Here is an 18,268-nt window from a genome sequence, read left to right as displayed (position 1 = left end):
ATTAATGTACTACCTCCGCTTTCGGCATTTGTTCTGCTGTAAATGTCATTGATTCAATTACACGAAGCATTGCTTCTGCTGTATCTAATGACGTTAAGCAAGGTACACCATTTTCTACAGACTCACGACGAATTCGGAATCCATCACGAGCTGGTTGCTTGCCTTTTGTTAATGTGTTGACTACTAACTGAGCTTCACCATTTTGAATTAAGTCTAGTAACGTTTGTCCTTTTGCACCGATTTTACCTACTACATCTGTACGAACGCCAGCTGCTTCAAACGCTTGTGCTGTACCTTCTGTCGCTACAATGCGGTAGCCAACTGTTGAAAAACGTTTTGCAAGTGCAATTGCTTCTTCTTTATCCTTGTCAGATACAGTGAATAATACTGTGCCTTCTGTACGAATTTCCATGCCAGCTGCAACTAAGCCTTTGTAAAGGGCTTTTTCTAATGTTGCATCTTTACCCATTACTTCCCCTGTTGATTTCATTTCAGGTCCTAATGTGATGTCCACACGGCGTAATTTTGCGAATGAGAATACTGGCACTTTAACAAACACACCTTTTTGCTCTGCCGCTAAGCCAGTTGGATAGCCTTGCTCTACGATTGATTTACCAAGAATCGCTTTCGTTGCAATGTTAGCCATTGGAATGTTCGTAATTTTACTTAAGAACGGTACTGTACGAGATGAGCGAGGGTTTACCTCAATCACATACACTTCACCTTGTGAAATTACATATTGGATGTTCATTAAGCCGATGATGCCAAGTCCTTTTGCTAGACGAGTCGTGTAATCGACTAAAGTATCTTTTTGCGCTTGTGTTAATTTTTGTGGTGGGTATACAGAAATCGAGTCACCAGAGTGTACCCCTGCACGTTCGATATGTTCCATAATACCTGGGATTAATACATTTTCACCGTCACAAATCGCATCTACCTCAATTTCTTGACCCGTTAAGTAACGGTCAACTAAAACTGGGTGGTCAGGTGAAGCCTCAACAGCATTCTCCATATAATGTTGTAATTCTTCTTCGTTATAAACAATTTCCATTGCACGTCCACCAAGTACATATGAAGGGCGTACTAGCACTGGGAAGCCTAAGCGTTTACCAATCACAAGCGCTTCTTCTGTTGATACAGCCGTTTCACCTGGAGGCTGTGGAATGTCTAATGCATGTAAAGCTTGTTCAAATTTATCACGATTTTCAGCACGATCGATGTCTTCTAGCGATGTACCTAAAATTTTCACACCATTTGCAGCTATTTTATCAGCTAAGTTTATAGCTGTTTGACCGCCAAATTGTACAACTACGCCAATTGGTTGTTCTAAATCGATAATGTGCATTACGTCTTCAATCGTTAATGGCTCGAAGTATAACTTATCTGAAATCGAGAAGTCTGTTGATACTGTTTCTGGGTTTGAGTTAATAATAATTGCTTCATAGCCTGCTTCTTGGATAGCCCAAACTGAGTGCACTGTAGCGTAATCGAACTCTACCCCTTGACCGATACGGATTGGACCTGAGCCTAATACGATAACAGATGGTTTTTCAGACTTGATTGATTCATTTTCTTCCTCATAAGTGCCGTAGAAATAAGGTGTTTCTGATTCGAACTCTGCCGCACATGTGTCCACCATTTTATAGACAGGGATAATACCGTTTTCTTTACGGTATGCATAGATTGCTTCTGGCGTTGTATCCCAAAGCTCAGCAATTTTTTTATCTGCAAAGCCTAGACGTTTTGCAGTACGTAATACTTCTTTATCGTTTTTATGGTCAGCAAGTGTTTGCTCCATATCTACAATGTTTTTGAATTTATTTAAGAAGAATAAGTCGATTGCAGACCATTCATGAATTTGTTCGATTGTTACACCACGGCGCAATGCTTCTCCGATGAAGAATAAGCGTTCATCGCCTGCTTTACGGATGCGTTTTTCAATCCAAGAATCAGAGTTATCTTCAGCATGTTTCAGCTCTAGATGAACTTGACCTGTTTCAAGAGAACGGACAGCTTTTAGCATCGCTTCCTCGAACGTACGACCAAGCGCCATAACTTCCCCAGTAGCCTTCATTTGTGTGCCTAGGTTACGTTTTGCAGATTCGAATTTATCGAAAGGCCAGCGTGGAATTTTTGCTACGATATAGTCTAGTGCTGGCTCGAAGCAAGCATACGTTGAACCTGTCACTGGATTTTTAATTTCATCTAACGTTAAGCCTACTGCAATTTTTGCTGCCAGTTTCGCGATTGGGTAACCCGTTGCTTTTGATGCTAATGCAGATGAACGAGATACACGTGGGTTTACTTCGATTACATAGTAGTTGAAGCTATATGGATCAAGGGCTAACTGTACGTTACAGCCACCTTCAATTTTTAGTGCGCGAATAATATCTAATGAGATATTACGTAACATTTGGTTTTCACGGTCAGAAAGTGTTTGTGTTGGTGCTACTACGATTGAGTCACCTGTATGAATACCTACTGGATCGACATTTTCCATGTTACAAACAACGATCGCATTGTCAGCTGCATCACGCATTACTTCATATTCAATCTCTTTCAAGCCAGCGATTGATTTTTCAAGTAAACATTGTGTAACTGGCGAATATTTTAAACCTGATGTGACGATTTCCTCTAGGTCTTGATCGTTGTAGCAAATACCGCCGCCTGTACCACCAAGTGTGAATGCAGGACGTACGATTACTGGGTAACCGATTTTTGCGACAAAGTTTTTCGCTTCATCTAAGTTATGAATAATGTCTGATTCCGGTACTGGTGCACCTAGTTCGTACATTAAGTTACGGAATAAATCACGGTCTTCTGCTTTATGGATAGCATCTAGTTTTGTACCAAGAATTTCGATATTTAGTTCATTTAAAATACCTGAGTTGTCTAACTCGATTGCCATATTTAAACCTGTTTGACCACCTAGTGTTGGTAGGATTGCATCTGGACGTTCTTTACGTAAAATGCGTGATACAAATTCTAGTGTGATGGGCTCAATGTAAACTTTGTCTGCAATTTCAGTATCTGTCATAATTGTTGCAGGGTTTGAGTTTATTAAAATAACGCGGTAGCCTTCTTCTTTTAATGAAAGACAAGCTTGTGTTCCTGCATAGTCAAATTCTGCTGCTTGTCCGATGACGATTGGGCCAGACCCGATTACTAAAATAGTTTCTATATCTGTACGTTTAGGCATGTTGTTTCCCCTTCCCTGCTTCTACTTCCATCATTTCAATGAATTCATCAAATAAGTGGTTTGAATCTTCTGGTCCTGGTGATGCTTCTGGGTGATATTGTACTGTGAAAATCGGATATTTCTTATGACGTACACCTTCACAAGTACCATCATTTAATGCGACATGTGTTAATTCTAAATCTGTATCTTTTAATGACTCAATATCGATTGCATAGCCATGGTTTTGAGATGTTATGTCTGTACGACCTGTGCGTAAATCTTTTACCGGGTGGTTACCTCCGCGGTGACCGAATGGTAATTTAAATGACTTCGCGCCACTCGCTAATGAGAAGATTTGATGACCTAAGCAAATACCGAACATTGGCACTTTTCCGATTAAATTGCGTACCGTTTCGATACCTTCTGCAACGTCTTCAGGATTTCCTGGGCCGTTTGACAGCATAATACCATCCGGATGCCATGCTAAAATTTCTGCTGCTGGTGTGTTGTAAGGTACGACTAGTACATCACAATCACGTTTATTTAATTCACGAAGAATACCATGCTTCATACCGTAGTCAATTAATACTACTCGTTTACCACGACCTGGTGATGGATAAGCAGCCTTTGGCGTTACTTCGCGAACATGATGCGTAATCGCTGGTGTCGCTTGTAGTTTTGCGACGATTTCTTCTACATTCACTTCTTCGTCAGCCGCAGTTAAAATCGCTTTAACAGATCCTTTGCTACGAATAATGCGTGTTAATTTACGTGTATCAATCCCTTCAATCCCTGGGATATCCTTTGATGTTAAATATTCATCAACTGTTAAATCACATCTGAAGTTTGATGGTGTTTTTGCTAGTTCGCGGACTACAAATCCACGAATTGCTGGTGTGATTGATTCGAAATCATCACGGTTAATACCGTAGTTACCGATAAGTGGGTATGTTAACGTTACGATTTGTCCGTAGAATGAAGGGTCTGAAATCGTTTCTTGATATCCTGTCATCCCTGTTGTGAATACGACCTCACCTTGTGAAGCTCGCTCGCTACCGAACGCTGTGCCTGTAAATACTGTGCCATCTTCTAAAATAAGTAAACGTTTTTTCATTACTCTGCCTCCTGGTATACGATATTACCTTCAAAAATTGTTATTACTGGCCAACCTTTTGCGACCCAACCATTGAAAGGTGTATTGCGACCTTTTGATACAAAACCTTCTGCATCAATAGTTTGTTCTTTCTTTACATCAATTAAAACCATGTCCGCTGATGCACCAACTTGTAACGTTCCATATGGTAAGTCGAAAATTTGTGCTGCTTTCACAGTCATCCAATCTATCAATTGCTTTAAAGTCCATTTCCCTGTCTCAACAAATTGTGTATACAACAGTGGGAATGCTGTTTCAAAGCCGACGATGCCGAACGGTGCGCCAACCATACCACAACATTTTTCTTCTATTGTATGTGGTGCATGATCTGTTGCGATGCAGTCGATTGTGCCATCAAGTAGTGCTGCGTGTAGAGAATCTTTATCGTCTGCACCGCGTAATGGTGGGTTCATTTTCCAGTTAGCATCATCGGATGGAATGTCCATCTCTTCAAGTAATAAGTGGTGTGGACAAACTTCAGCAGTGACACGAATACCTGCAGCTTTTGCATCACGTACTGCACGCACAGATTCTTTTGTTGATACGTGGCACACATGGTAGCGTGCGCCCGCAGCTTCTGCAAGAAGAACATCGCGCGCAATTTGAACAGATTCACAAATGGATGGAATACCCGGTAGTCCTAGTTCTTTATTGCGCTTGCCTTCATGCATGACACCATCATAAATTAATGAATTATCTTCACAGTGTGCTACAACAACCACGTTATGCTTTGCCGCATCCTGCATTTGTTCATACATCGTCGATGCTAATTGGATTCCTACACCATCGTCTGAAAATGCTACAGCACCATGAGCTTTTAATTCCGCGATATCCGTACGAACTTCACCTGAAATGTCTTGTGTTAATGAGCCATATGGCAGTACGCGAATCACTGCGCTTTCTTGAATAAGACCGTTAATTAGTTGCATATTTTCTACAGTGTCAGGCACTGGTTTCGTATTTGGCATTGCACAAATCGTTGTAAAACCACCTTTTGCTGCAGATGCAGAGCCTGTGGCAATTGTTTCTTTATGTTCAAAGCCTGGCTCACGCAAATGTGTGTGCACATCTACAAAGCCTGGAGCAACAACTAAACCGTTTCCTTCGATAATTTCCGCACCAGCTACATTGACATCTTGTCCAATGGCAGTAATTTTGCCATCTACCATGGCGATATTCACTGTATGCAGTTCACCTTGTTCATTTAACATTTGCACATTTTGAAGTACTTTTGTCATGTTATTCTCTCCCTTGTAAAATCGTTTCAATAATTGCCATGCGCGTATATACACCATTGCGAACTTGATCAAAAATTCGAGAACGTTCGCTTTCGACTAGCTCTGATGCAATTTCTACATCACGGTTAACTGGCGCTGGATGCATAATAATTGCCTTTTCCTTCATTTTCTTCTCACGTTCCACTGTCAATCCGTACTCTTCATGATAGCTTTCTTTTGAGAAGCTTTTATTTACTTTATGACGTTCATGTTGTACACGAAGTAACATAATAACATCGCTTATTTCGATTAAATCGTCCCAAGAATGATGTGCTTTAAAATCCCCTGCCCAATCTTCTGGGCAAAGAAAATGCACATTTGCTCCTAGTCGTTGTAACGCCGAAGCATTTGATTTCGCAACGCGACTATGAGATATATCCCCAGCGATTGTGATATTTAACCCTTCAAAAGAACCAAACTCTTTTTTTATCGTGTACAAATCCAGCAATGATTGTGATGGATGTTGACCAGCGCCATCTCCTGCGTTTATAACTGCAACATTAATGCCTTCTAGTAGCTCGTTATAATATTCATCTTCTTGTGCTCGGATAACGACCGCATCTATGCCAATCATTTCTAATGTTTTGACTGTATCGTACATTGTTTCACCCTTTGTCACACTTGAAAAGCTTGCGTCAAACGGGATTACAGTACAGCCAACTTTCCGCTCTGCCATCTCAAAACTTGTTTTCGTTCGAGTACTCGGTTCAAAAAATAAGTTTGCAACGTTGTAAGCACGAGATAACGATGATGTTTCGCCATTTTCAAAAGCCTGCGCACGATGTAAAATGCTGCTAATCTCTTCAGTTGTTAAATGTTCCATTGATAATAAGTTCTTCATCATGTACCTCCATTAGATTGTGTGTCATGAACGTCTATGTATGACGTTCTTCATTATTTAAGTGTCTAAATAATGTAAAAGCCCCGCTGATGTCATCAGCGAGGCATAAGGAGGCGTGACAAACTATAGTAAGCTCTATGCCTACTTATCGCTTGTCCACTACTTCCCTTTTTTTGCCTCTCTGGACAATTCATTAAAAGGTACTACTATGAATTATTATTTTGATTGTAAGGTACTGGTATATCGGCTTCTTTTTTACCAGGTAAAACCGCATTTAGCACAACTCCGATAATCGCTGCTAATGCCATACCTTCTAAACTTAGTGATTCTGTGACGATAAATTTCGCACCGCCGATACCTATTACTAGAATAACAGAGGCAATCACTAGGTTGCGGCTGTTGCCAAAGTCGACATGATTGTCTACTAACATACGGAGACCGCTTGAAGCGATGATACCGAACAGCAGAATGGAAACTCCGCCAAGAACAGCTGTTGGAATTGTTGCAATCACTGCCATTGCTTTCCCGAAGAATGACAGGAAAATCGCTACTACTGCCGCTCCTGCTATTACATACACACTGTAAACTCGTGTGATAGCAAGAACACCGATGTTTTCACCGTACGTTGTTTTTGGTGGACCACCAATGAATGCACTAACTAATGTCCCAAAGCCATCACCTAGTAATGAACGATGTAAGCCTGGTTCTTTAATATAATCGCGATTCACTACTTTTCCTAGCACGAGCTGGTGACCGATATGCTCTGAAATTGTTACAATGACAATCGGTACCATCGCTAGTAAAATCGTTGATGTAATCGTAAAGTCATAATCTACACCAGGAATGATGAAATGTGGTACTGCAAACATCTTTGCCTCTTTAATCGGTTCGAAGTTGACGATACCGATTAAAATGGAGTAAACATAGCCAACGATCAGGCCGATTAATATCGGCATTGTACTTAAAATCCCCTTAAAGAAGATTGTAAAAATAATGGCTGTAAATAGTGTGACAAGTGCTGCTGAGAAATGCAGTAAGTTATATTCTCCATCAACATTCATTGCCATGCCCACCGCTGTTCCTGATAAGCCAAGGCCGATAACCATAATAACAGGGCCTACTACGATTGGAGGAAGGATTTTCATAATCCATTTATAGCCGCTCTTCCAAATGATGAGTGACACAATGCCGTAGGTTACACCGACGGCCATTGCCCCTATCATGGCGTTACCTGGGTTGACACTTAAGCCATTGTCATCTAAACCGCCTGCGGCAAGTAAAATTGGTGCGATAAAGGCAAACGATGAGCCTAAATATGCTGGTACTTGAAACTTCGTTATTAATAGGAAGAACAATGTTGCAATTCCGCTTGTTAAAAGGGCAATTGCAGGGCTAAGGCCTACAAGCTGTGGTACTAAAATCGTTGACCCAAACATGGCAAACATATGTTGGAAACTTAATGTCACCAATTGGACTGGGGTCGGTTTGTCATTTACATCTAATACTGCCTTTGACATAACATTTCCTCACTTTATAGTTAGTCTTCTTTATAAATAATGACGCAATCTTCACCATCGACTTCAGTTAAATTGACAACGATGCGCTCTGTGCCAGATGTCGGAACATTTTTTCCAACATAGTCAGCTCGAATTGGTAGCTCTCGGTGTCCTCGATCAATCAACACTGCCAGTTGAATTTGTGCTGGTCGTCCTAAGTCCATTATGGCATCTAATGCAGCACGGACTGTTCGGCCTGTATATAGTACATCATCGACTAAAATAATTTTTTGGTTGGCAACTACATAATTGATATCCACTTGCTCGACATGAGCTTGCTCATTTTCATGCTTTGTCGATAAATCATCTCGGTAAAGAGTAATGTCAAGCTCCCCTGTACGAATGGCTTTACCTTCTATTTTTTCGATACGCTCCGCTAAGCGTCTCGCTAGAAAGGCACCGCGCGTTTTTATACCAACTAAAATACATTCATCAATGCCTTTATTACGTTCAATAATTTCATGTGCAATACGTGTTAATGCTCTTGTCATAGATGGCCCATCTAATAGCTCATTTTTTGACATCTTTTGTCCTCCTCTCTTGTATCTATTTTCAGTGTTGTCCATTATGCGCAACTTTTATTAGAGTATTACCTCTGGTAAGCTGTTTAGCACAATCGAATTGTTACGGGATGCTTCCTAAGTGGTAAAGCATCATTACAACGGCATAAAAAAACCTCTCGAGGCGAATAGCCTGAGAGGGTTGAGTACGTGTTTAAATAGCATGTCGGAAAAATTTGCAGCACAAATTTTAGCAACACGTTCACATGTACCTTCTCAGCCTCTCTGGACTGCCATTAAAGGTGAATATTAAGTTAAAGTCATTCATTCACTTTCGTTAGTATAGACCTTCTTTAAATATTCGTCAATCCTTATTTCGTAATTCATCTAATAATTGTACATAATCAACAGGAAGTGGTGCTTCAAACTCCATATATTCGCCTGTTGTAGGATGATTGAATCCTAAAACTCCTGCATGTAATACTTGTCCACCAAAATCAATTGTCTTTCTCGGTCCATATTTTGGATCACCAACAAGAGGGAATCCAATATAATTCATATGCACACGAATTTGGTGTGTACGGCCCGTTTCAAGACGACATTCTACTAGTGTGTATTCACCGAGACGTTCAATAACTTGGAAGTGCGTTACTGCATGTTTACCTTTATCAACGACTGCTTGTTTTTGACGATCCTTTTGGTCACGACCAATCGGTGCGTCAATTGTCCCTTTATCATGTGCAATATGTCCATGAACAAGAGCTGTATATTTACGCGTTACTGTTTTTTTAACAAGTTGATCGACTAATGATTCATGCGCAACATCATTTTTTGCTACCATCAGTAAACCGGATGTATCTTTATCGATACGGTGTACTATACCTGGGCGTAAAATACCATTAATGCCCGATAAATCTTTACAGTGATACATTAAACCATTTACAAGTGTACCTGCCATATGACCAGGTGCTGGATGGACAACCATACCCTTTGGTTTGTTAACAACGAGCACATCTGCATCCTCATAAACAATTTCAAGTGCTAGGTTTTCAGCAATTACATCTAATGGCTCTGCTTCTGGCACGATGATTTCTACAACATCGCCTGCTTTTACCTTATATTTCGCTTTAACTGTCTCACTATTTACTTTGACAATTCCTTCTGTAATCCAATTGCTAATTTGTGTACGAGACCACTCTGTCTGTATACTTGAAATCGCTTTGTCAATGCGCTCTCCTTGCTGTTGTTCTTCGATTGTATATAATACTTGCGTCATTGTTTCACCTGTTTCTTTTCTTTTTTATCTTCGGCGATTAAACCAATCATTAATACGACAACGGCAATTGTTAATGCTGCATCCGCAATATTAAAAATTGGGAAATCGTAATTCATAATAGGGATTAATACGTCGACAAAATCTACTACTTCTCCTCTAAATAAACGGTCAATAAAGTTACCAATGGCGCCGCCCAATAAAAGCATTAAACCCACTTGAAAAAGAGGCTTGCCCTTTGCTTCTTTGTGATAAAAGTAAATGATGGCACAAATAACGCCTATTGTTACAATAGAAAACAACCACATTTGCCCCTCAAGCATTCCCCATGCTGCCCCTCTATTACGATGAGATAAAATGCCAAACCATGGATCCCATACGGAAATGCGCTCACCAAACTCCATATTTTTCACAATTAGCCATTTTGTCCATTGATCTAAAATAATCACAAAAGCGGCCAATCCATAATATTTATACACAGCTATTCCTCCGATCACTCAACATCTAACCTATTCTACCATAAGAGCTTATATAGCAATAACTAATATAACATGAAAATATGACGGAAACACAAGGCTGCGGTCCAAAAGTAATAATCGGAGTGCTTAATCAATCGTTCAGTCAATAAAATCACATAAACGCCATGCCTTGTCCAAAAAAAGTTCAATAAGTTGTCCCCTATTTCAGACGTCTTCTACGCAAAATAGGAAGCCGTTGATTTCCGTTCTAGACGCTCCCTTTCCGCAGGCACGGCTCCAACTAATTTTTGCGGCTTCTGCCGCAAAAATGGATTTCCCTCTCGTGCTGTTCCTGCAGGAGTGTCGCGCCTTCCAGTCTAGTATCGCCTGCTAATAAAATAAACTGCTCCTAAAAAATACATGAGGTGATGATAACTCTTTTTGAGTTTCCTCACAAAAGTATCCGTGTTGGGACTTGCCTCGTGAAAAATATCCAACTTTACATAGTCCAATAGACGATTGCGGACACATTACTTTAAAAGAAGCATTAATTGATTGACCCAAAATAAAAAGACAGTAGACCAACTCAAACTTCTTTGAGTTAATCTACCATCTATGCTTGTTACAATCTATTACTAAATAGTGAAAGTTGTATCAGGACTTATGCAGTTTCAGATTCTTTCGAGTGTACGCGCTTCATAAAATCATTTACATCAGCAGGTACTTTACGATCTAACAATGACACAATAATGACAGAAAGGAAACCTACTGGTACTGTTACAATACCTGGGATTTTAAATTGTAGGAAACTCGGCAGTGTTCCTGGTAAGAAAATCATCCACATGGACACAACAAGGCCAATCACCAATCCAGCAATAGCTCCTTTTTCTGTCATACCTCTCCACCAAATACCTAATATAAAAATCGGTGTAAATGTACTCGCAGCAACCGTAAATGCTAAAGCGACTAAATGACCGATCGATGCATCCTTAACGAGTAAACCTAGTCCACCATAAAGAATACCTAAAATAACAATGGCTACTTTTCCGGCAACTACTCGCTGTTTTTGCGTAATATCTTTTTTCATAAAGCTAGCGTATAAATCATGTGCTAATGCGCCCGAGCTTGTAATGAATAGTCCTGATAAATTAGAGAAGATTGCAGCGAATGCCCCTGCAATAACAAGACCGAGAAGCCAATCGCCTCCTAAGGCAAGCGCAGTTGTTGGAATAACCATGTTATTGCCACCAAGTACTAAATCTCTCATCACTTCTTCACTTGCACTACCTGAAATGAAAATAGCACGGCCAACAACGCCTAAAAATACTGCTAACAAGAAGAACGTACTGGCAATTCCGATGGCCATCAAAGCGGATTTACGGGCAGCCTTAGCACTTGGATTCGTATAAAAACGCAATAAAATATGCGGTAATCCAATAGTACCTAGCGCCAAACCGATTGTCATACTTATCGTTTGCCAAAACGTCGGGAAATAAAAGCCTGTCCCTGTCCATGCCGCACCATCAAAATTGATATCACTACCATCCAATGCATAAGGTGATGTACCTGTAATCGGACCATTAAAGGAATTGATGGCTGCTAAAATTTTATCGTAATGCAAGCCCCCATACATTGCTGCAACTAGCATTACAATGAATGCTCCTAGACGAATCCAAAGCTCTAATGCTTGGTTAATTGTCGTCCCTTTCATTCCGCCTATTCCTACGTAGAAAATCATCACTACACATGTAAAGATAATACCGAATTCATAGGATGTACCAAAAAACATACTTAATATTTGTGCTGCTCCTAACAGCTGTGGCGCCGCATAGAAGCCTGAAATCGCTAAAACAACAATTACTGCAGCTAAACGAGCTCGTCTACTATGGAAGCGATAGGCTAAAAAGTCTGCCACAGTAAATGCTCCAAAACGTCTTAATGGCCCAGCAACAAAAATGGCTAATAGCGTCAAGCCAATTGAGAAGCAAAATGCATAATAGGCACCATCATAGCCTAGCTGAAATGTTAAACCAGCAATCCCTAAAAATGTAGCTGCACTTAAGTAGTCTCCCCCAATAGCTGATCCATTCGTAAACCATCCAAAGCTCCGTCCCCCAACGAAGAAATCAGATGCCGTTGTATTTTTTTTCGTTAAATACGTAATGTACACAATGGTTCCCATTAGTGCAATTGTCAGCAACATTTTAGGTTCTAAAATCGTCTCAATCATTCAACCTACCCCCTTTAGTGAACTACTTATTTGACATTTCATATTTTTTCAAGCGCTTTTCATACAAAGTCGTATGGACAAATGCAATAACAAATGCCATCACCATCATGACAATTGTCGTGACAAACCATGTTACAGTCATGCCTCCCCATACTTTCTTAAATGCAATTTCAGGAGCAAACCAATTCATTACTGGGATACTAAAAATTAAAATAAAATAAAATACCGTTAAGCTAAAGCCTGTAGTAAACTCATCCTTCATAATTTTATGCGTCGTCGGATCTAACGGTGGCAACTCTCTGACATCCACAGTTCCAGCTTCCACATACTCATAATCATGACTCCCCGCCATATTACTAACCCCCTTTAGTCTAGGTGAATAATTATCTGAAATTTCAAATTATTATTCACTACAACTATTCTATTCTATTTTTCTAATAATATAGGTACAATATTTTGCTGTATTAGTACAAAATATTGCTATTTTAAGTTAAAATACTTTTATCAATCTTCTTTTTATTTTTTGATTTTAGAAAGGGGCTGTTTAGCATTTTAAGCGTCGTATGGTACGTTGAGAATTCAATTGAAAAACAGCAAATGATAGGATGGCTAGAAGAGTTTCTCCCAAATACATTTACTGAATGTACACAACCGAGTACACAAGAGGTGGCGATTTTCGTCTATGAAATTAACCATTTATTTGATTGGGTTAAGGTCAAACGATTAAAGAAAAATTATCCTAATAGTATTATTGTCCCTATTGTTGCAGTACACTTAACCTATTCAGCAGGTATTGCCATTGAATTAAATTTACTAGCACTTCTTATTAAACCTTTGCAAAAACAAAAATTTTTACGAATTGTAAAAAAGCTTTATACATCCTATAAAGATCAGCAAGCAAGTACCGTTACGATGCTTGAGCTATCACAACAAATCCCACACAATCATACGTCACCATTTCGCGAAGCTTTTTTGAGACGACTCATACGGGGAGAAATTAATAACGAACAGGAAATTGTCCAAGCTTCTTCATTTTTATCAACTGACTGTATTCCAAATATCATTTTTTTAATCCAAGGCTATGTAGATGCTCAGCAAAACCGACCGATACTGTACGATGCAAGTAGTGTAATTACCAAAGTCTTTCGTCAGCATTTTTCGGACAAAGCACCCATGTCCTTTTTAAATTTCGAGCGTTACTTATTATTGCTGATGCGGATTCCTCATACGTATACATCATTTAAACATTGGTCAGATGGTGTCACCACTTTATTGACCGTTATCGAGCTTTTAAAAAGAGATTATAATATCCACCTTTTTATAGGAATTGGTGGTGTGTTTTTGCAATCTTTGCAAGTTAAAGAATCCTACAGTCAGGCTAGAAAAGCACGTAGAAAGCCACCTGTAGATAATATTCATATACGATTTTATGAGGACTTAACGAAGCATGAACAGCTACAAAAGGCTATTCAATATATTGAGGACCATTATGATGAGCAACTAATTATTAGTGATGTCGCTAAATCAATTAATTTTAGTCCTACTCACTTTAGTCGCTTATTTAAAAAAGAGACTGGTCGTAATTTTGTTGATTATGTAGCGTATACTCGCATAATTAAAACACTCCCTTATTTACGGAAATTTGACTACACTATTGAAAAAATTTCAGCAAGTTCTGGCTTTAATACACCCAATTATTACAGTCTTACATTTAAAAAATATGTAGGAATTTCTCCAACTGACTACCGCAATACAATCGAAATATTGTTTAAGTAAGTATCCTGAATGCTCGGTTTTCAAAACAGCTTCGTGCAGACACCCTCGCTTACTTCCTATTCAACGTTACTTTCCACTATCGTACTTAACTTTAGATCGGTATGTTCACAGCTATCCATTCATATAAAAAATGAGCAGTCGATTTCATCATCGACTACTCATTTTTATTTCATGAAATTTTATACGTAATACTTTTCAACAACTTCTGCACAACGAGCACATACTGTTGGTTGCTCTTCATTTGTTCCAACTGTTGCAGAAATTGACCAACAACGCTCACATTTCTCACCTGTTGCTTTTTCAACAACAATTGATACATGTTCTAAAGCTAGCGCTTCAGCAGGAGCTGATTCAATTGGTGCTACTTCAAAAGCAGAAACGATTGAAAGCTGAGCAAAATCAATGTTTGCATCATTCAATAATGCTAATACTTCTGGTTTTGCATAAACTGTTACTTTCGCTTCAAGAGACTTACCGATTGTTTTAGCATTTCGAGCTTCTTCTAATGCTTTTAAAATATCATCACGTACATCGATAATTGTTTCCCATTTTTCACGTAACTCATCGAAGTTTGCTTGCTCAACTACAGATGGGAAATCCGTTAATTGAACTGATACCTCTTCGACAACACCTTGTGCGTGTAAATAAGACCAAACTTCATCTGTTGTATGTGGAATGATTGGTGTCATGATTTTTACTAATGTCATTAATGTATCGTAAATAACCGTTTGCATTGCACGACGATCGTGATTGTCATGACCTTCAATATAAACAACGTCTTTTGCGATGTCTAAGTAGAATGAAGATAGTTCTACAGCAACAAAGTTATTAACTGCATGGTAGACAGCAGCAAAATCATAACGATCATAAGCGCTACGAACTGTTTTTAATACATCTTGTAGACGCATGTAAATGTATTGATCCATTTCACGTAAATCCGCATATGGTACACGGTCTTTCAATGGATTGAAATCAGCTACATTGCCGTGTAAGAAACGGAATGTATTACGGATTTTACGGTAAACTTCAGATACTTGCTTTAACATATCCATTGAAATACGAACATCAGCAGTATAATCTACAGAAGCTACCCATAGACGTAAAATATCAGCACCGTATTGATCCATTACCTTTTGTGGAATAATTACATTTCCTAGTGATTTACTCATTTTGCGACCATCGCCATCTAGAACGAAACCATGCGTTAATAGACCTTTATATGGTGCATAGCCATTAATCGCCACAGACGTAATTAACGACGAGTTAAACCAACCACGATGTTGGTCAGATCCTTCTAAGTAAAGATCAGCTGGATATTTCATACCACGTTCAACTAGCACACCTTGGTGAGATGATCCTGAGTCAAACCATACGTCCATAATGTCGTTTTCTTTCGTGAATTCACCATTTGGACTACCTGGATGTGTAAAGCCTTCTGGTAATAATTCTTTAGCCGTCATTTGGAACCAAATATTTGATCCATGCTCACGGAATAATGTAGAAATACGTGCAATTGTTTCTGGCGTAATAATCGGCTCACCATTTTCAGCATAGAAAATTGGAATTGGTACACCCCATGCACGTTGACGAGAAATAACCCAGTCTCCACGATCACGAATCATATTATAAAGACGTGTTTCGCCCCAAGAAGGTGTGAATGTTGTCGATTTTACCGCTTCTAATAATTCATCACGGAAAGCATCGATTGACGCAAACCATTGTGGTGTAGCACGATAAATTACTGGTTTTTTTGTACGCCAGTCATGTGGATAAGAGTGCGTAAAGAAGTTTAGTTTTTCTAATGCGCCAACTTCTTCTAATTTAGCAGTAACCATTTTGTTTGCATCATTGTAGAAAACACCTTCAAAGCCTGGTGCTTCGTCAGTATAACAACCACTGTTATCCACTGGACTTAGAATTGGTAAACCGTATAACTTACCAATTTGATAGTCATCTTCACCGTGTCCTGGAGCAGTATGAACACAGCCAGTACCCGCCTCAGCAGTAACGTGTTCACCGACCATTACAAGGGACTCACGGTCGTAGAATGGATGTTGTGCTACAATGCGATCTAATGCTTCTCCTTTTACTTCTTGGATAACTTCATAAGTTTCCCAATCAAGCTCTTTTGCAACTGTTTCAAGCAATTCTTTCGCAATAATGAATTTTTTATCCGCTACTGCAACAACAACATAAATGTATTCTGGATTTAAAGAAATCCCTAAGTTCGCTGGTAATGTCCAAGGTGTAGTAGTCCAAATAATAAATTTCGCATCAGCTGGGACAACACCTTTTGCATCTTTGATCGCAAAGCTAACATAAATAGAAGCTGATTTTACATCTTTATATTCAATTTCAGCCTCTGCTAATGCAGATTCTGAAGATGGTGACCAATACACTGGTTTTAAGCCTTTATAAATATAGCCTTTTTCAGCCATTTTACCGAACACTTCAATTTGTCGTGCTTCAAATTCTGGTTTTAACGTAATATATGGGTTTTCCCAATCACCACGAATACCTAAACGACGGAATTGCTCACGCTGATTATCGATTTGTTCATATGCATATTTTTCGCAAAGCTCGCGGAATTCAGCAATAGACATTTCTTTACGTTTTACACCTTTGTTCGTTAAAGCTTGCTCGATTGGTAAACCATGTGTATCCCATCCAGGAATATAGTTGACATGGAAACCTGTCATTGAGCGATGACGTGTGATCATATCTTTCAGCACTTTATTTAAGGCGTGACCAATATGGATATCACCATTTGCATATGGAGGGCCATCATGTAGAACATATTCAGGGCGACCTGCTGTACGCTCCATTTGTAGTTTATTGATGTCCATCTCATTCCATTTTTCTTGCATTTTTGGTTCATTCGCTGGTAAATTTCCGCGCATTGGAAAATCTGTTTTCGGCATTAGTAACGTTTCTTTATATTCAACCATTTGTTAATTCCTCCTTTATTTTTTTGCAAACAGAGAACAATTGCTAAGCATTTGATTACATTCGACAGATTTTTGTAAGTCCCAAGCAAAGGTAAACAGAACACAACTTGTGCCAATCATTTAAATTACACCTTTTTGCTATACTTTCCTAGTGACACGCAAAACAATCCATTAACAACAAAAAAAGCCCCTCAATCCCTGTAAGGGACGAGAAGCTTGAACTCGCGGTACCACCCTAGTTGTAGTACATAATTGTACTACCGCTTGAAAGCACGTTAACGTTGTGCGCTCCGAAATAACTTACTAAACGTTCAGTTATTTAGCTCAGAAGTGATTTTCTTTGTTATTTGCTTGTCTGGGCTCACACTATCCCCAAATCGCTTTACTACACCTAACAAATACTGTCTTCGTCTCTGCCTATATGCATATCTGTTCTTATTTAATTACTATTACAATAGTATATGGAAATCCATGTATGGCGTCAAGTCATATTCATTACATGACTACGTCACTTTTTCAATGGACTATTTAGATTTCTTCTGATTCTTGGGCTTCCTCAACAGAAGACTGAATTTCTGTTAAATCAATATCATATTGCAATAAATGATCCCAATCGTCTGCATTAAGTAAATCCAATTGTGCTTCTACAAGCATTTTAAATCGATTGCGGAAAACTTTTGACTGCTTTTTCAGCTCATCTATTTCTATAGTTACTTTACGTGCTTTCGTTAATGCCTCATTAACAATGCGATCAGCATTTTTTTCGGCTTCTTTCACAATAAGCTTTGCTTCTTTTTGTGAGTTTCTTCGTACCTCATCTGCTGCCTCTTGAGCGACAACAATTGATTTTTGTAATGTTTCCTCTAAAGAATTAAAATGTCTCGCTTGCTCTAAAGCCATTTCCAGCTGCTTATCGACATCTTTTTTTTCACGGAGTAATTTTTCATAATCTTTAATAATTTGATCTAAAAATTCATTTACTTCATCTTCAGCATATCCCCTGAAAGATTTTGTAAACTCCTTATTATGTATATCAATAGGTGATAATGGCATACGATCCTTCTCTCCTTTACATGTA

The 18,268-nt window shown here is 39.0% G+C and carries 13 protein-coding genes and 1 other annotated feature; of the genes, 1 reads left to right on the top strand and 12 read right to left on the bottom strand.

Annotated features, from left to right (window positions below):
- Window position 1: 1 nt before the first annotated feature.
- The 10 genes from carB to ACIQXW_RS00415 all read right to left on the bottom strand — a co-directional run bounded on the left by carB (window position 2) and on the right by ACIQXW_RS00415 (window position 12,818).
- Window positions 2–3,199, bottom strand: a complete 3,198-nt coding sequence (gene carB / locus ACIQXW_RS00460) for a carbamoyl-phosphate synthase large subunit (RefSeq protein WP_401020467.1) — start codon at window positions 3,197–3,199, stop codon at window positions 2–4.
- Entirely contained in the window at window positions 3,192–4,292 is a 1,101-nt protein-coding gene (gene carA, locus ACIQXW_RS00455) for a glutamine-hydrolyzing carbamoyl-phosphate synthase small subunit (RefSeq protein ID WP_340825961.1), read from the bottom strand. Before carA ends, carB begins: the two co-directional genes overlap by 8 nt.
- Window positions 4,292–5,569 (bottom strand): dihydroorotase, encoded by a 1,278-nt coding sequence (locus tag ACIQXW_RS00450; RefSeq protein WP_401020471.1) that lies wholly within the window; start codon window positions 5,567–5,569, stop codon window positions 4,292–4,294. Before ACIQXW_RS00450 ends, carA begins: the two co-directional genes overlap by 1 nt.
- A gap of 1 nt (window position 5,570) precedes the next feature.
- Window positions 5,571–6,449 (bottom strand): aspartate carbamoyltransferase catalytic subunit, encoded by an 879-nt coding sequence (locus ACIQXW_RS00445; protein ID WP_340825963.1) that lies wholly within the window; start codon window positions 6,447–6,449, stop codon window positions 5,571–5,573.
- A gap of 206 nt (window positions 6,450–6,655) precedes the next feature.
- Window positions 6,656–7,966, bottom strand: a complete 1,311-nt coding sequence (locus ACIQXW_RS00440) for a solute carrier family 23 protein (RefSeq protein WP_402759347.1) — start codon at window positions 7,964–7,966, stop codon at window positions 6,656–6,658.
- A gap of 20 nt (window positions 7,967–7,986) precedes the next feature.
- Complete coding sequence (gene pyrR / locus ACIQXW_RS00435) at window positions 7,987–8,529, bottom strand: bifunctional pyr operon transcriptional regulator/uracil phosphoribosyltransferase PyrR (RefSeq protein ID WP_340825966.1); 543 nt, start codon at window positions 8,527–8,529, stop codon at window positions 7,987–7,989.
- Between the two features lie 340 nt (window positions 8,530–8,869).
- Complete coding sequence (locus ACIQXW_RS00430; RefSeq protein ID WP_340825967.1) at window positions 8,870–9,781, bottom strand: RluA family pseudouridine synthase; 912 nt, start codon at window positions 9,779–9,781, stop codon at window positions 8,870–8,872.
- Window positions 9,778–10,257 (bottom strand): signal peptidase II, encoded by a 480-nt coding sequence (gene lspA, locus ACIQXW_RS00425; RefSeq protein ID WP_340825968.1) that lies wholly within the window; start codon window positions 10,255–10,257, stop codon window positions 9,778–9,780. The genes ACIQXW_RS00430 and lspA overlap by 4 nt, the downstream gene beginning before the upstream one ends.
- Before the next feature lie 640 nt (window positions 10,258–10,897).
- Complete coding sequence (locus ACIQXW_RS00420) at window positions 10,898–12,466, bottom strand: sodium/solute symporter (protein WP_340825969.1); 1,569 nt, start codon at window positions 12,464–12,466, stop codon at window positions 10,898–10,900.
- Between the two features lie 22 nt (window positions 12,467–12,488).
- Entirely contained in the window at window positions 12,489–12,818 is a 330-nt protein-coding gene (locus ACIQXW_RS00415) for a DUF485 domain-containing protein (protein ID WP_401020475.1), read from the bottom strand.
- Between the two features lie 245 nt (window positions 12,819–13,063).
- Here ACIQXW_RS00415 and ACIQXW_RS00410 point away from each other — a divergent pair, with 245 nt between their 5' ends.
- Window positions 13,064–14,242 (top strand): AraC family transcriptional regulator, encoded by a 1,179-nt coding sequence (locus tag ACIQXW_RS00410; RefSeq protein WP_402759344.1) that lies wholly within the window; start codon window positions 13,064–13,066, stop codon window positions 14,240–14,242.
- Window positions 14,243–14,421: 179 nt separating this feature from the next.
- On the opposite strand, the gene ileS is transcribed toward ACIQXW_RS00410, so the two are convergent.
- Window positions 14,422–17,190, bottom strand: a complete 2,769-nt coding sequence (ileS, locus tag ACIQXW_RS00405) for an isoleucine--tRNA ligase (RefSeq protein WP_402759342.1) — start codon at window positions 17,188–17,190, stop codon at window positions 14,422–14,424.
- A gap of 200 nt (window positions 17,191–17,390) precedes the next feature.
- Window positions 17,391–17,613 (bottom strand) — a binding site (T-box leader).
- 105 nt (window positions 17,614–17,718) lie between these two features.
- Window positions 17,719–18,243, bottom strand: a complete 525-nt coding sequence (locus ACIQXW_RS00400) for a DivIVA domain-containing protein (RefSeq protein ID WP_340825975.1) — start codon at window positions 18,241–18,243, stop codon at window positions 17,719–17,721.
- Window positions 18,244–18,268: the final 25 nt, after the last annotated feature.

It is taken from the genome of Lysinibacillus sp. NPDC097162, assembly GCF_044762185.1.
GTDB lineage: Bacteria > Bacillota > Bacilli > Bacillales_A > Planococcaceae > Lysinibacillus.
The sequence above is the reverse complement of the archived record's forward strand: the minus strand, read 5'-3'. Positions and strand labels throughout refer to the sequence as shown.

Bases quoted from the DNA above. Each gene is read 5' to 3' on its own strand.
- ACIQXW_RS00410 (WP_402759344.1), top strand. From the start codon at position 13,064: ATGATAGGATGGCTAGAAGAGTTTCTCCCAAATACATTTACTGAATGT.
- ACIQXW_RS00430 (WP_340825967.1), bottom strand. From the start codon at position 9,781: ATGACGCAAGTATTATATACAATCGAAGAACAACAGCAAGGAGAGCGC.
- carB (WP_401020467.1), bottom strand. From the start codon at position 3,199: ATGCCTAAACGTACAGATATAGAAACTATTTTAGTAATCGGGTCTGGC.
- ACIQXW_RS00415 (WP_401020475.1), bottom strand. From the start codon at position 12,818: ATGGCGGGGAGTCATGATTATGAGTATGTGGAAGCTGGAACTGTGGAT.
- ACIQXW_RS00445 (WP_340825963.1), bottom strand. From the start codon at position 6,449: ATGAAGAACTTATTATCAATGGAACATTTAACAACTGAAGAGATTAGC.
- ACIQXW_RS00420 (WP_340825969.1), bottom strand. From the start codon at position 12,466: ATGATTGAGACGATTTTAGAACCTAAAATGTTGCTGACAATTGCACTA.
- ACIQXW_RS00400 (WP_340825975.1), bottom strand. From the start codon at position 18,243: ATGCCATTATCACCTATTGATATACATAATAAGGAGTTTACAAAATCT.
- ileS (WP_402759342.1), bottom strand. From the start codon at position 17,190: ATGGTTGAATATAAAGAAACGTTACTAATGCCGAAAACAGATTTTCCA.
- ACIQXW_RS00440 (WP_402759347.1), bottom strand. From the start codon at position 7,966: ATGTCAAAGGCAGTATTAGATGTAAATGACAAACCGACCCCAGTCCAA.
- ACIQXW_RS00450 (WP_401020471.1), bottom strand. From the start codon at position 5,569: ATGACAAAAGTACTTCAAAATGTGCAAATGTTAAATGAACAAGGTGAA.
- pyrR (WP_340825966.1), bottom strand. From the start codon at position 8,529: ATGTCAAAAAATGAGCTATTAGATGGGCCATCTATGACAAGAGCATTA.
- carA (WP_340825961.1), bottom strand. From the start codon at position 4,292: ATGAAAAAACGTTTACTTATTTTAGAAGATGGCACAGTATTTACAGGC.